This is a genomic window from Anaerorhabdus sp., assembly GCF_036657415.1.
In the GTDB taxonomy this organism is placed as follows: Bacteria; Bacillota_I; Bacilli_A; order Erysipelotrichales; family Erysipelotrichaceae; genus Anaerorhabdus.
The window spans coordinates 1-12,881 of the sequence record NZ_JAVXGL010000019.1; the positions used below are offsets into that span (position 1 = coordinate 1).

At 31.4% G+C, this 12,881-nt stretch carries 18 protein-coding genes and 6 tRNA genes; 16 read left to right on the forward strand and 8 right to left on the reverse strand.

Translation table 11 applies throughout. The features are described 5' to 3' along the window. From RSB60_RS04255 to RSB60_RS04270, 4 genes are all read right to left on the reverse strand, one after another. On the reverse strand, positions 1-708 hold a 708-nt coding region (locus tag RSB60_RS04255), incomplete at its 3' end, for an efflux RND transporter periplasmic adaptor subunit (protein ID WP_332614741.1). A 145-nt stretch (positions 709-853) separates the two neighbouring features. Further along, the gene (locus RSB60_RS04260) at positions 854-1,621 is read right to left on the reverse strand and encodes a type III pantothenate kinase (protein ID WP_323382065.1); all 768 of its coding nucleotides are present in this window, start codon (positions 1,619-1,621) and stop codon (positions 854-856) included. Continuing rightward, entirely contained in the window at positions 1,605-2,804 is a 1,200-nt protein-coding gene (coaBC, locus tag RSB60_RS04265; protein ID WP_332614743.1) for a bifunctional phosphopantothenoylcysteine decarboxylase/phosphopantothenate--cysteine ligase CoaBC, read from the reverse strand. Before coaBC ends, RSB60_RS04260 begins: the two co-directional genes overlap by 17 nt. After that, positions 2,801-3,424, reverse strand: a complete 624-nt coding sequence (locus RSB60_RS04270) for an ECF transporter S component (protein ID WP_323382063.1) — start codon at positions 3,422-3,424, stop codon at positions 2,801-2,803. Before RSB60_RS04270 ends, coaBC begins: the two co-directional genes overlap by 4 nt. A gap of 170 nt (positions 3,425-3,594) precedes the next feature. Between RSB60_RS04270 and yfcE the strand changes: the two genes are divergently transcribed. Then, on the forward strand, positions 3,595-4,137 hold the full coding sequence (gene yfcE, locus RSB60_RS04275) for a phosphodiesterase (protein ID WP_323382062.1): 543 nt from the start codon (positions 3,595-3,597) through the stop codon (positions 4,135-4,137). A 26-nt stretch (positions 4,138-4,163) separates the two neighbouring features. Here yfcE and alr read toward each other — a convergent pair whose 3' ends face one another. Beyond that, complete coding sequence (gene alr, locus RSB60_RS04280; protein WP_332614746.1) at positions 4,164-5,270, reverse strand: alanine racemase; 1,107 nt, start codon at positions 5,268-5,270, stop codon at positions 4,164-4,166. Positions 5,271-5,294: 24 nt separating this feature from the next. Then, a complete protein-coding gene (locus RSB60_RS04285) occupies positions 5,295-5,723 on the reverse strand; it encodes a hypothetical protein (RefSeq protein WP_323382059.1) in 429 nt (142 codons plus the stop codon). A gap of 154 nt (positions 5,724-5,877) precedes the next feature. Here RSB60_RS04285 and RSB60_RS04290 point away from each other — a divergent pair. The 6 genes from RSB60_RS04290 to RSB60_RS04315 all read left to right on the forward strand — a co-directional run bounded on the left by RSB60_RS04290 (position 5,878) and on the right by RSB60_RS04315 (position 6,501). Next, a tRNA-Val gene (locus tag RSB60_RS04290) sits at positions 5,878-5,953 on the forward strand. Positions 5,954-6,014: 61 nt separating this feature from the next. Then, positions 6,015-6,090: transfer RNA gene (locus RSB60_RS04295), tRNA-Thr, on the forward strand. A 13-nt stretch (positions 6,091-6,103) separates the two neighbouring features. Next, positions 6,104-6,188 (forward strand) — tRNA-Tyr (locus RSB60_RS04300). A gap of 54 nt (positions 6,189-6,242) precedes the next feature. After that, a tRNA-Gln gene (locus RSB60_RS04305) sits at positions 6,243-6,318 on the forward strand. A 16-nt stretch (positions 6,319-6,334) separates the two neighbouring features. Beyond that, positions 6,335-6,410: transfer RNA gene (locus tag RSB60_RS04310), tRNA-Lys, on the forward strand. A 17-nt stretch (positions 6,411-6,427) separates the two neighbouring features. Next, a tRNA-Gly gene (locus tag RSB60_RS04315) sits at positions 6,428-6,501 on the forward strand. Positions 6,502-6,576: 75 nt separating this feature from the next. Here the strand turns inward: RSB60_RS04315 and RSB60_RS11455 are convergent. Continuing rightward, a complete protein-coding gene (locus RSB60_RS11455) occupies positions 6,577-6,873 on the reverse strand; it encodes a tyrosine-type recombinase/integrase (protein WP_442879281.1) in 297 nt (98 codons plus the stop codon). A gap of 65 nt (positions 6,874-6,938) precedes the next feature. Here RSB60_RS11455 and RSB60_RS04320 point away from each other — a divergent pair, with 65 nt between their 5' ends. The 8 genes from RSB60_RS04320 (at position 6,939) to RSB60_RS04350 (ending at position 11,163) form a co-directional block, all read left to right on the forward strand. Next, the gene (locus RSB60_RS04320) at positions 6,939-7,490 is read left to right on the forward strand and encodes a hypothetical protein (protein WP_332614748.1); all 552 of its coding nucleotides are present in this window, start codon (positions 6,939-6,941) and stop codon (positions 7,488-7,490) included. A 564-nt stretch (positions 7,491-8,054) separates the two neighbouring features. Further along, positions 8,055-8,372, forward strand: coding sequence for a hypothetical protein (locus RSB60_RS04325; RefSeq protein ID WP_332614750.1), 318 nt, complete (start codon positions 8,055-8,057; stop codon positions 8,370-8,372). Further along, positions 8,372-8,968, forward strand: a complete 597-nt coding sequence (locus RSB60_RS04330) for a hypothetical protein (RefSeq protein WP_332614753.1) — start codon at positions 8,372-8,374, stop codon at positions 8,966-8,968. The genes RSB60_RS04325 and RSB60_RS04330 overlap by 1 nt, the downstream gene beginning before the upstream one ends. A 122-nt stretch (positions 8,969-9,090) precedes the next feature. Then, entirely contained in the window at positions 9,091-9,297 is a 207-nt protein-coding gene (locus RSB60_RS04335) for a hypothetical protein (protein WP_332614755.1), read from the forward strand. Positions 9,298-9,441: 144 nt separating this feature from the next. Beyond that, positions 9,442-10,014, forward strand: a complete 573-nt coding sequence (locus tag RSB60_RS04340) for a hypothetical protein (RefSeq protein WP_332614756.1) — start codon at positions 9,442-9,444, stop codon at positions 10,012-10,014. A gap of 27 nt (positions 10,015-10,041) precedes the next feature. Beyond that, complete coding sequence (locus RSB60_RS11460) at positions 10,042-10,293, forward strand: terminase gpP N-terminus-related DNA-binding protein (protein ID WP_442879282.1); 252 nt, start codon at positions 10,042-10,044, stop codon at positions 10,291-10,293. Then, positions 10,179-10,760, forward strand: coding sequence for a phage terminase small subunit (terS, locus tag RSB60_RS04345; protein WP_442879283.1), 582 nt, complete (start codon positions 10,179-10,181; stop codon positions 10,758-10,760). The genes RSB60_RS11460 and terS overlap by 115 nt, the downstream gene beginning before the upstream one ends. After that, positions 10,750-11,163, forward strand: a complete 414-nt coding sequence (locus RSB60_RS04350; protein ID WP_332614760.1) for a hypothetical protein — start codon at positions 10,750-10,752, stop codon at positions 11,161-11,163. The genes terS and RSB60_RS04350 overlap by 11 nt, the downstream gene beginning before the upstream one ends. Positions 11,164-11,284: 121 nt before the next feature. On the opposite strand, the gene RSB60_RS04355 is transcribed toward RSB60_RS04350, so the two are convergent. Beyond that, complete coding sequence (locus tag RSB60_RS04355; RefSeq protein ID WP_332475242.1) at positions 11,285-12,103, reverse strand: choline/ethanolamine kinase family protein; 819 nt, start codon at positions 12,101-12,103, stop codon at positions 11,285-11,287. A gap of 112 nt (positions 12,104-12,215) precedes the next feature. On the opposite strand from RSB60_RS04355, the gene RSB60_RS04360 reads away from it, so the two are divergent. After that, positions 12,216-12,881, forward strand: a complete 666-nt coding sequence (locus RSB60_RS04360) for a VanZ family protein (RefSeq protein ID WP_323382051.1) — start codon at positions 12,216-12,218, stop codon at positions 12,879-12,881.

Sequence of the window (12,881 nt, forward strand, 5' to 3'; positions counted from 1 at the left end):
GTTATCATAGTTTTGTTTAGCACTTTGATAAGTGGTATATTCTGTGGTACTGGTGTCATCGGAACAATCAGATAAATGACCAGATGCAAGACAAGAGGATTCAGCAGAATTGAGTTGTAACCCCATGCTTTGCAAAGTTGAATCAGCACTGTTGAATAATGATTGTTGTGTGTTTACTGAGCTTTCAGCTACCTGAAAGGCTGATAAGGCATTTTGGTATATAGAGTTTAATGAACTTACTAAATCACGTTGTGTGCTAAAACTCGTCCATGCAGTTTCTTTTGCGTTTACAGCGTTATCATAATTAGTTTGTAGTGTTTCTTTGGAGGTTGATTGTGTTTCTTTTGCCTTCTCAATCTTCTTTTCAATTTCAGACGTATCTAACTTACAAATGATGTCGCCTTCTTCAACAGTATCACCTACTTGAACATAAATTTCTTTTACAGCATACTCAAGATTAGTAGAGACAGAGCTTGTATCTTGACTTTCAATATTGCCAGTTGCACTTACAGTTTCATCTAAACTGGATTTGGAAAGAGTAATGGTCCGCACATATCCTTCAGCATTAGTTGTAATAACTTGTTTAGCATTGAGTTTATTTATGACTAAGAATCCGAGAGTCATTAAGCATATAACACAAACAAAGATCATCACGATTTTTATTTTTCTTGGTAAATGGGTAAGTACATTTATTTTGTTTTTTTTCATATTTATCTCCTCATAATACTAGAGATACTCTACTAGAGTCATTTGAATGAAATGTGTTTTTAAATTGAACTTTTTCTGAACATGTGAAGATAATGGATTTTTTGTGGTAAATAACGGTATAAAAAAACTTCAGAGAAATCTGAAGTTAATTATTGCGATCATAGATAATTTTCATTCCTTTAAATGCTAAATCTGGATCATAAACATCAATACAATCAGTTTCATTATAAATAATTCTACCAAGTCCTCCTGTAGCGATGACTTTTACATTTTTTGTGTTTAACTCTTTTAGAATCGCTTTAATAAGATATTCCACTTGTCCAATATAACCATTTACAATACCGGATTGCATTCCATTCACAGTATTTTTCGCAAGAACCTTCTCAGGTTTTTTAATTTCTATTTCAGGAAGCTTTGCAGTTTGATTCCATAGAGCTTGGGCTGATATTTCTATACCAGGAGCAATAACAGTGTATTCAAAGACACCTTTGTCTGAAACATAGTCAAATGTAGTTGCAGTACCAAAATCGATAATAAGACATGCTTGATGATATGTATAATAGGCTGCTGCAACATTGACAATACGATCGGCACCGACCTCTTTTGGATTATCTGATTGGATTTGTATGCCTGTTTTGATACCAGGACCAATGATAATAGGTGTTTTATTTAGGTATTTGATTGAACAGTTATTGAGTGCATGCATAACTTTAGGTACAACACTTGAAATGATTACATCATTAATTTGCTCAGGCTCAATATTATACTTAGTCAAAAGAGTTTGAAGACAAATTCCAAACTCATCAGAAGTTCGTGGGGTCTTTGTCGTTAATCGAAAATTACCAATTAAATTATCACCATCAAATACTCCCATTGTAATATTTGTATTTCCTACATCAATTGTTAGTAACATAACTTTCTCCTTTGAAACATTCTTCCAGAATAATACGTGCACATTCTTCTTTTGACATTAAATCAACTTCCTTGATACTATCTTTTCTAATAATTGTAATTTTATTTGTATCTGTTTTAAATCCAGCACCTTCAGTATTTATACTATTTGCGATTACTAAATCGCAATTTTTCTTAATACATTTATTTCTAGCATTTTCAATCAAGTTTTCAGTCTCCATTGCGAATCCGCAAAGAATTTGATTTTCTTTTTTATGTTGACCTAAGTAAGCAAGAATGTCATCTGTTCTTTCGAGTACTAATGTTAAATCATTTTCTTGTTTCTTAACTTTTTGAGTTGCTGGATCTTTAATTGTATAGTCTGCAACTGCAGCAGCTTTAATTATGCAATCAAATTGATCAGCGCGTTTAGTTACTTCATTGAACATGTCTTTAGCACTCTTGACATGAATTGTATTTATCCAAGGTAAATCACTTAAAGAAGTAGGCCCCTCGATAAGAGTTACTTCAGCACCGAGATTACGTGCTATTTTTGCAAGTGCATGTCCCATTTTTCCACTAGAATGATTTGTAATGAAACGTACAGGATCAATTGCTTCTTGGGTAGGGCCAGCAGTTATACAAATTCTTTTCCCTTTTAATAAAGGTTTTTCAAGAGATTTCTCAATTGCCTGTTCGATAAGATCAATATCTGCTAGTTTTCCCTTGCCAATATCACCACAAGCTAAATATCCATCATCAGAATCGATAATTTCATATCCAAGTTCCTTGCATTTCATGATATTCTCTTGGGTAATTTGATTATTAAGCATTCCTGTATTCATTGCCGGGCAAATAATTTTTTTGCATGAACAAGCAAGAAATGTTGTAGTAAGCATATCATCGGCTAATCCATGAACTATTTTTGCAATTACATTTGCAGTAGCAGGAACAATTACAAAGCAATCTGCTTTTTTTGCTAATGAAATATGTTGCGTACTATATTCAAAGTTACGATCAAATGTATCAATACTTACTCGATTACCACTCAAAGACTCAAATGTTAAAGGAGCAATAAATTCAGTAGCATTTTTAGTCATTATGACATGAATATCATAATCTTTTTTCTTTAAGTTACTTACTAATTGGCAAGTTTTAAAAGCAGCAATACCACCAGTAACTCCTATAACAATACATTTTTTCATTTTATATTCCTCTCTACAATAGGCTTTAATGCTTTCGCTAATACGGTAACAATAATTGCTGCAACTATCATTTCAGCAATACCATTTGTTGTGATAACAATCATCAACAAGTTAGTAAGCTGTGATAATGCAACGCCTTTTGCGGCTGCATAAGGTTGTCCAAAAAATAAAGCAATGGCACCTAATACTAAGCAGGTATGAATCATTGAATTTACAAGTGCAGTAGTTGCAAATGCAAATGTGGGCTTCCATTTAAAGCGAAATAAAAACTGATACAACCATCCGCTAAAGAATCCAAGAAAGATTCTAGGTGCAAAAACTACAATTAAACTTGCAAAGTTACCACTTGTTCCACCAATTGTTACAAAAGGTGAAAATACAAATGATGTTAGTGTCGGTTGGAATGTATTAATCATTAAGCTTAAGAGCCCAAATACAAAACCTACGATACTTCCATACTTTGGTCCAAGTAAAATACCTGCAAGAATTACAGGAATGTGTAGCGTTGTTGCGCGAACGACACCAAGCGGGATAAACCCAAGGGGTGTAAGCATCAGTACAATTTCAATTGCGATAAAAAAAGCTAAATACGTAAATAATTTTAATTGTTTCGATTTCATAATTTCCTCCTGTCGCTTCCATTATGGAATGCAATGAATGATAAAATCACAATTTTGCCTATTGCTGAATAAAAGTCAATTTGATCTCTTTTCATAAGCATAGATATTATAACGCTTATTTTTTGAATTGTCAGTATCTTTGAATTATAATAATCATACAGGAGGTATTTATGAAATATTTAGTAGTTTCCGATATTCATGGCTCTAAACCAGCTGCTGAAAAAATTGTTGAATTAATGAGTAATAATCAATTTGATGCTTGTTTGTGTTTAGGTGATATTTTGTATCATGGGCCTCGTAATCCTTTGCCAGTAGGACATGAACCCAAAGTAGTTGCTGAATTAATGAATGAGAAGAATAAAAAAATTATTGCAGTACGTGGTAATTGTGATAGTGAAGTAGATCAAATGGTTTTAAAATTTCCAATAATGTCGAATGAAAATCAATTGATGTTAGGTAATCGTAGATTATTTATGACACATGGACATTTAAATATGATTGATGATTTATCATTTTTGAATCAAGGTGATTTATTCTTGTTTGGACATACGCATATTCCGATGGCAAATTATGATAATCAACTTTATTTGTTGAATCCAGGTTCAATGTCATTACCTAAAGAAAATTATCCTAGAAGTTATGGAGTATTAGATGAAGAAGGATTTAAAGTATTTTCATTTGATGGAGATCTTATCAAAGAAATAACATTTTAAAAAAAGTGCTACGATAAGTAGCACTTTCATATTTTAGAACGTTCTAAACGAGCATTTATTTCGGTTAAAATTTCTCCGTTTTCGATATAAACTCGAGTAAGTCTTTCGCTAAGATTTGTAAGTATTTCATAAGGGATTGTTTCTAAGTCACGGGCAACTTCTTGCACAGGCATATGACTACCAAATAATTCTACATGAGTACCAACGGGCTTGAATTCTTTTAATCGAATCATGCATTGGTCCATACAAACTCTTCCAACAATAGGTGCAAAATCACCATCTACATAAACATTACGACCTTGATTTTTTCTTAGCCATCCATCCGCATAGCCAATAGGCAATGTTGCTATAATCTCTTTTGAAGATGTTGTATATGTAGCACCATAACTTATTGTTTCACCTGCATCGACTTCTTTAATACATGCAATTGTTGAATATAGAGAAAATACGGGTTTTAAATCATTCATATAAGTACTGATACCATACATTGAAATTCCAAGACGACCATAATTTGTAAGATTATCTTGAAAAGACACAAGAGCATCGGAATTATCACAATGGATGTATTTAAATTGATGCGGTAAATTCAAAACAATGGTTTTGAATTTTTCGTATTGTTTCTTCGTCATTTCTTGATTTGCGACATCAGAACAGGCAAAGTGTGTAAATATACCACACGCATCAATGTTATTCATTTGACATAAATTTATCGCTTCAAGGCATTCCTCAAGTGTTTTCATACCAATACGATTCATACCTGTATCAACTTTTAAATGAAGCTCTAAACCGCTTGTATCTTGTCTACAGACGTCTTTAAGCCAATCAAGAGATACAACTGTACAAGAAATTTTATTTTCTATGCATATTTTAATATCGGTTGGATTTACATAACCAAGGATAAGAATTTTTTCACGGCATCCTTCGTTTCTCAAAACGATGGCCTCATCTAAACTTGATACTGCAAAAAAATTAATTCCGCAGGCTAGGGCAGTTTGGATAATATGTTGGTCACCACTACCGTAACCATTTGCTTTTATAACACAGATTAAGTCTTTATTTGATTTTTCCTTTATTTTATTAAAGTTGAACTTAAGTGCATCAAGATTAATTTCAACCCAACTCTCTCTATACATTTTTATATCTCCCTTTTATACGATTTATACAATTCTAGAACTAATATAGGCTGCATAAACTCCTCCTACACGGAAAAGTAATGCAAGCAATGAATTAATATTAACACTTAATAAGCGAGATAGCACGAATTGAAAAACCATGCCAAAATATTCTAGATTAAAAAAGATATTGAATCCACCAAGAGCTATCATATCTGCAAGTAGAAAACAAACTACTGCACAAACAGCACCAAGGATTGAAAATTTAACTTGAACCCCACGGCCATAAGTTCGTATTGCCCAACCAATTCCATAACCAATTAATAAGAATACTACTGAAAATTCGAAATGTAACATATCAGCAAGTATACCGTAGCCAAGTCCTAAAACGATAGTTGCTACTATTCCTGCAATTACAGCTTTTTGAAATCTTTGATTTCTTGATAATGCTTCTGTATTAAAAACTTTAAACATAAAATTTTCCTCTCTTTATATTGAAATAATAACTAAAAAATAGCATTACTTCATTCAACAGTCAAAGTATAACAAAAAATTAAAAAAATTTCCATTAATGTGTTGACGGGTATAAAATCCTATGGTATATTAAGTAAGCACTAAAAATTGTTCTGGAGGTTTAGCTCAGTTGGGAGAGCATCTGCCTTACAAGCAGAGGGTCGGCGGTTCGAGCCCGTCAACCTCCACCATTTTTTATGAAAAAAACAAGTTTGAATAGAGGAAAAAAGTAACCGCTCCTCAACAACTAATGCCGACTTAGCTCAATTGGCAGAGCAATTGATTTGTAATCAATAGGTTGTAGGTTCGATTCCTATAGTCGGCACCATTTATTTGGACTTGGAGAGGTAGCGAAGTGGCTAAACGCGGTTGACTGTAACTCAATTCTCTTAGAGTTCGGCAGTTCGAATCTGCCCCTCTCCACCATTTTCTACTCATGACTATATTGGGCAGAAAAATAAACGGTATGCAGCATTAAATTGGGGCATAGCCAAGCGGTAAGGCATCAGACTTTGACTCTGACATTTCCCTGGTTCGATCCCAGGTGCCCCAGCCAATTATTTATTATACTTGTCCCGGTAGCTCAGGCGGTAGAGCAACTGACTTTTAATCAGTGGGTCGGAGGTTCGATTCCTCTCCGGGACACCATTCTTTAAATCAAATATGCGGATGTAGTTCAATGGTAGAACTTCAGCCTTCCAAGCTGACTACGTGGGTTCGATTCCCATCATCCGCTCCAAATTAAGTATATTAAAAGCCTTTGTTTAAAGGCTTTTTTGTTGCTTTGATATCTTGTGCACGAAATGGATGGTGTTTAGGATAGATGCCTTTTATCAAGAGCATCTTTTTTTCGTTCTTTAGAAGATCTTGCATAACTAACTGACATGGAATACGATGCATGACCCATAAGTTCTTGAATAGTTCTGCCATCAACATTATTTGTGATTAAATCAGTACCGAATAGATGTCGTAATTGGTAAAAAGTTGAATTATTCAAAATCAAGAATTCAACAGTTAATTGATGAAATAATTGTAAAGACTGGACATATCCAGTGAAAATTTGATGTATAATGCACCTAGAACCACCCACTATATTAAAAACTAGCAGCACTTGTGATAGTTGTTGCTTTTTAGTATAATATAAATGACTAGATTAGGGATGGAAGAGATATTATGATGGATAAATTTGGGAATAAAACATTACAATTACTTGCAGAGAACAAGGAAATATTTGATACAAAAGATGAAATCAATGTCGGGTTCGAAAATACGTTGAGTGAATTATTTAGAAATCCTGTTTTCCTTGGATTCTTATACACTTGGTCTGTTTTTGAAGAAAAAGTTACAGATAGAATATTTACAGTGAGAAAAGCTGAAGTTAAAATAACAAGTATTGATAACTTTGCAAATAAACTGGATTTTAATCAAGAACTAAATCACTTTGTGTCTAGATATCAATCGCATAAAAGCTTAGTATATTCATTATTTAATAGTAATGAATCTGAAAGTGAAGTTTTTTTAGAGAAAATAGAAAAGAAAGACAAAAATATTTATGATAATCTTTCCCTAATGTTAACAATAGTATTTAGATATAGAAATAATATGTTTCATGGTAATAAAAGTGTTAATGAATGGAATTTATATACTAAAGAGTTTTATATGTGTATAAGTTTCATGATAAAAGTATTAAATATTGTAATTGCAGAGAAAGCAGTTAAACAACCATAATCGGTTGTTTTTTTATACAAGAAAAGAGGTGCACTTCATGTTGAACCTCTTTTACCCTTTATGAAATCTTGAGTTGCAATATTTACAGCCATCAAACTTCAAAGTTGGATTTAGTCTTTTAGCTTGATTTATAGCTTCTTTGCATGTGTAAAAATATCCGATTGGTTCTTGATTTCTAATATATGGACTGTGTAGACAACCTTTAGTATGAATTTCATGAAGACCATTTCTATCGGCATTTTTGTTATAATAGAAAAAAAATTTCAAATGATTATTCACCTCCTTATGGCGGCATAGTAACACAAATTACTTATTCGTCAAGAAAAGAATCACTGTAACAATTTACATTTTGGCTTCAGCTAATGATAATATGGTACTATCAAAATCATCCTATTCTCCTTTATGTGTATATGAATACATGTTTTAAACAACTGATAGTCCAAAATATAAAAATTAGGAGGTAACTACCTATCGCCTTGTGTTACTTTCGCTTACTTTAAATTACAATAAACTACTTTGTTTCGTGTGGAACATTGGGTATAATTGTAGCAAGAGGTGCTTATTATGAAAACATTAAAATGGAGTGTAGAAGCAGCAAGAGAATCAATAAAATATTGGCAAGAATACTTAGAAATTGCTGATAATATGGATTTTAATAAGGATGAAAATATTGATATCTTATGTTATAAAGCTTACTTAATTTCTAAAAATTTGCAAGAAGCTACAAAATTGATTAGAAGTTTAGGGATTAAGATATATGATAGCCAAGTGTCAGATACTATTAAATACGATGATATTGATGATATAACACTTATGAAGTTTGCAAGAGATAAATTGAGTTTTAATAGAAGTGCAGGAAAACGTGCTTTTGGTAATAAATAATGGATTGGATAAATATTGCAAATCTAACTATCAATACTTTATTATGGATTACAACTATAATTCTTGGAGTATTTGTTTATACACAAACTAATAGAAATACTAATAAACAAATTGAAACAGATAAAAAGATAGCTGACATGCAGAAAGAAATGCATGATAAAGACTTAAAGGCAAACATGCTTGAAAAAAGAATGGAGTGCTATGAATATGTACATAGAACAATGAGATTTGGTAGAATTATTTCAGATGCATCACCAGTCTGGACTATTGACAATACAAGCTTTTATGAGTTTATAAATAAAGTTAGTTTTACATTTGATGATATTCTTGATTTCGATTTATATGAAGGAAAAATTAATGGTATTTATAGTAGAAGTATTAGCCAATTAATAAGTGAGTTAAAGACAGAATTTCTAAATATTTCTGACCAAATTGCTAGATTTAAAGCAGAGTATAATTTCTCTGAAATTGATAATAAAAATGATGATGACTTCTTGAATCGACTTAGAATTAATACAATAAGAAATTCAAATAGAATAGTAGATTTAAGTTATAAAGCATTGAGTAATATGAGTAATGAATTAAAAGTGAACTAAATATATATTATTAAAAAATTATATATAGATATAATAAATTAATATAACTATAATAAATAGCTTAATAAGCGTTTCTGTAAAAGAAGCGTTTTTTAAATTTTATAGAAAGAGGTAATGGAATTATGAAACCATTGGAGCAAATTACAGATGATTTAAAAGCGAATGTGAAGTACGCAGAACACCAAGATGAATATCTAACATTACCAGTGCATAAGTATCCTAATGGAATGCTGGCGATTGCATTAGAACTTAGTGATGAAGAGATTGAAGAAATCGGTAAGACAAAGAAGCTATATATGAGCGTGCATACATTCAATCAGCCATTATAACCGTTCTTTGTATCTGGTAATGAGGAAACATTCAATAAACATCTAGAAATCTATTCAGATTCTTAACAAAACGATGAATGTATTAACTTATTTACTATAAAATTCCAAAATAGTTGATATAATACTTTCAATGGAGAATGAAATATGACAACAGAAGCTTATCAAAAATTGGATATTATCTTTACTGCAATTAATATATGTGTAACAACAATTCTTACTTTAGTAATTATTATTCAAGCTTTTTGGATAAACCATAAACAAAAGAAATTTGAAATAGAGATGCAAAGTAATGATTTGAAAATGCGTACTTACGAAGATAAAAGGCAGTTGTATCATTTTGCAAGCAGAATGGTATCATTGGCTACATTTATATCGGTATGTAGACCTTCTGATGATACAGAAGAAGGAATCGCGGTTTATTATTATGACTTTTTCAAAGCTAATATTGTAAGGTATGGGCTAAAATTAGAAGAGATTATGATGTTTCGAGATATTTCTCAATTGGTTTTAGAAGAAGAGGTATTAATCGCATTTGATATGCTTTGTCAAAATATGAAAAGTATAGAAATTTATGTGCAAGAATTTTATGCAGATGAAGAAATCCGAAATTATAAAGAAGCTATAGAAAATGTAAAGAGTATTATTAGGTGTTGTGAAGAGGTTAGACGTTTGAATATAGTGGATTCCTTAAGAGAAAGAATAAGAGTAGATGTGTAGCGTTACCTATTAGGTTTCGCTTTTTTTATGAAAGAGAGGTGGCGATATGACTTGAAGAAAGACAACAAGGAAATTGAAATCATAGCACGAGAGCTATTCAAGAATGGTATGAAATACAAAGATATTGCTTCTCAAGTAGGTGTTACTGAATCTTGTATCAAGTCATGGGCTACACGATACTGGAAAAAAGAAAAGTTACAACTAAATCAAAATATGGAAGAGGGAAAAACCCTAATAGTAGGAATGGTACAGGACCTCCTAAAAATCAAAATGCAGTAAAGCATGGTTTATTTTCCAAATGGTTTCCACAAGAAACATTGGAGATTGCAGAAATGCTTGGTGAAACTGAGTCCAATATAAATCCTTTAGATATCTTGTGGCAAAACATTACTCTTCAGTATGCAGCTATTATTCGAGCCCAGAAACTCATGTATGTTAAGGATCAAGAAGATAAAACAATTGAAAAGATTGAAGAAAAAGAAGGTAATGTGTGTGGTGAGCGTGGGGAAGTCCAACAAGTTTGGGATAAACATGCTAATTTCTTAAACTCTCAGTCAAGAACGATGGGCGAGTTGAGTAAAATGATTCGGCAGTATGTTGATATGTTGCATAAGAATGGGGATATTGCGAACGAAGGACAAAGAGAGCGTATTAACTTCATGAAAGCAAGAACGCTTAACTTATCTGGAGTCGGTTCAGAAGTAGAAGATTCAGATGAAACGGATGTAATGATTTATGGAAACTAAAACTGTTAGAAAAAAAAGAACCATACCCTACAATTTTAGTGAAAAGCATATCGGATACATTAAGAATTGTATTGAGTGCGAAATCAATGTAGCTGAAGGTACAATACGTGCTGGTAAAACAGTTGATAACATTTACGCATTTGCTTATGTGTTGAGAAATACTGAAGATAGAATACATCTAGCAACAGGTTCAACAGTGGACAATGCAAAGTTAAATATTGGTGATGCAAATGGATTTGGATTAGAATACATTTTTAGAGGACAAAGTTCATGGGGGAAATATAAGAGCAATGAAGCTCTTTTTATTTGTGCACGAAAGTGGATAATTTTTGATAGGGTTACGTATGATTGTAAATGCATAATACACAAGAATATAGCAATTCTAAAGGATATTATCAGTTAGAATCTACTGTTAGACGTTTAAATAGAAAGCAAATCTATCCATCACCAGCTCCAATAAGTTATAAAAGCCAACAGTGTTGACTTTTTTAATGTCCTAAGTATATATAATAAAAGTGCACATATTACTGTGCACTTATTTTTAACGCATTATATTTATCATTTGCAATTTCTAGATAAATCTCTTCATGAAGTAAATCATACATCATATTTGCCCATGTACACCACAGTAAATTATGAAATGATTCATAGATACTAAGTTGTTTAATTTGTATTGGTGTTAATGGTGAATCGAAATATGCTGCGTAAAAGCGATTACGTAGATTTGAATCTGTGATTTTATTTTCAGTAAAGAAACTCATGATATCAAATAAAGGGTCATTATCTTTAGCGTATTCATAATCAATTAGATAATCTTTTTCTTTGGTAAATAAAAGATTTCCACTTACTAAATCATTATGACATAAAATATGTTCATTATGAATTTGTTGAATATCACTTATTAAATGATAATAATCATCCAAAGGATGAAGTAAGTCTTTTATATGGCTTCGATATTCATTTAAAAGTGCTACACAATTGAAGTCAACACCTGATTTTAGATTAGCGCCATGGAATTTTTTTAAAATTTTAGCTACTCGTTCTATTTTATCTTCATCATGACATAGTTTATACTCAATAGCATTGGGTATCCAACGTGTGATACGTACTCTGGTTTCAGGATCATAGTAAATTTCAGGAACATCAAGATCTAAATCTTTTATAAGAGGTAAAACATTTTTTTCATTATTAAATGCACTAAGTTCTTTTGTTTCTTCCTTAGGAATTCTTATGGCTACATTTTCAAATCCTATTTTTCCTTTATATATATTATTTGTTAATCCTAAATTAGTAGGGGTAAATTGTATATTATTCCCTAAAATCGCCTTAATTTTATTTTCCATAATCATCATATCTCCTCTACTATTTTACAACATTACATAGGTATTTTACTAATAAGATAATTTGTATTCTGTATTCATAAATGATAAAATACATCAAATGAGGTAAACTGTTATGAAAAAAAGATTGATTACAATACCTTTATTCATTGCATTCATAGGTATTAACTTATATTGGTTTAAAAGCCATGATAATTTAAGTTTATACAAACAACTTTTAATTGTCATGCTTAGTATTATTTTCTATATGATTGCGGCAACTATTGAAGTATTCTATGCTAGAAATAATATTATTCGTATAAAAATGTTTAAAGCATTTGTAACATTTTTATTGTTGTATTATATAGCATTTTTAAGTGCTGTATTATTCTTGGATGGATTTTTCTTCACAAGAGCGACTGAACACTATGTAAATTATGTGCCTTTTAAAACAATTAGGGAATTCTTTGTAACAATGCGAGATGAAAATAATTTACGCTCATTTGGTAATTTAGTGGGAAATGCAATCTTGTTTGCACCAATGGGATTATTACTTCCTTTATTTAGTAAAAAATTCCACAACTTCTTTATTTTTACTTTTACCATGATTGTAATGGTTTCGGGTGTTGAAGCTATGCAACACATAACTTATATGGGAACTGCTGACGTTGATGATATTATCTTAAATGTTGCAGGAGCGATTGGTGTCTTCCTTGTGTTTAAATTTATTTTCTTCTTGGTGAAGGATAAAATAGAGATGTATTTTAAAGATGATGATTCAAACCATCCAATAAAGCTTTAA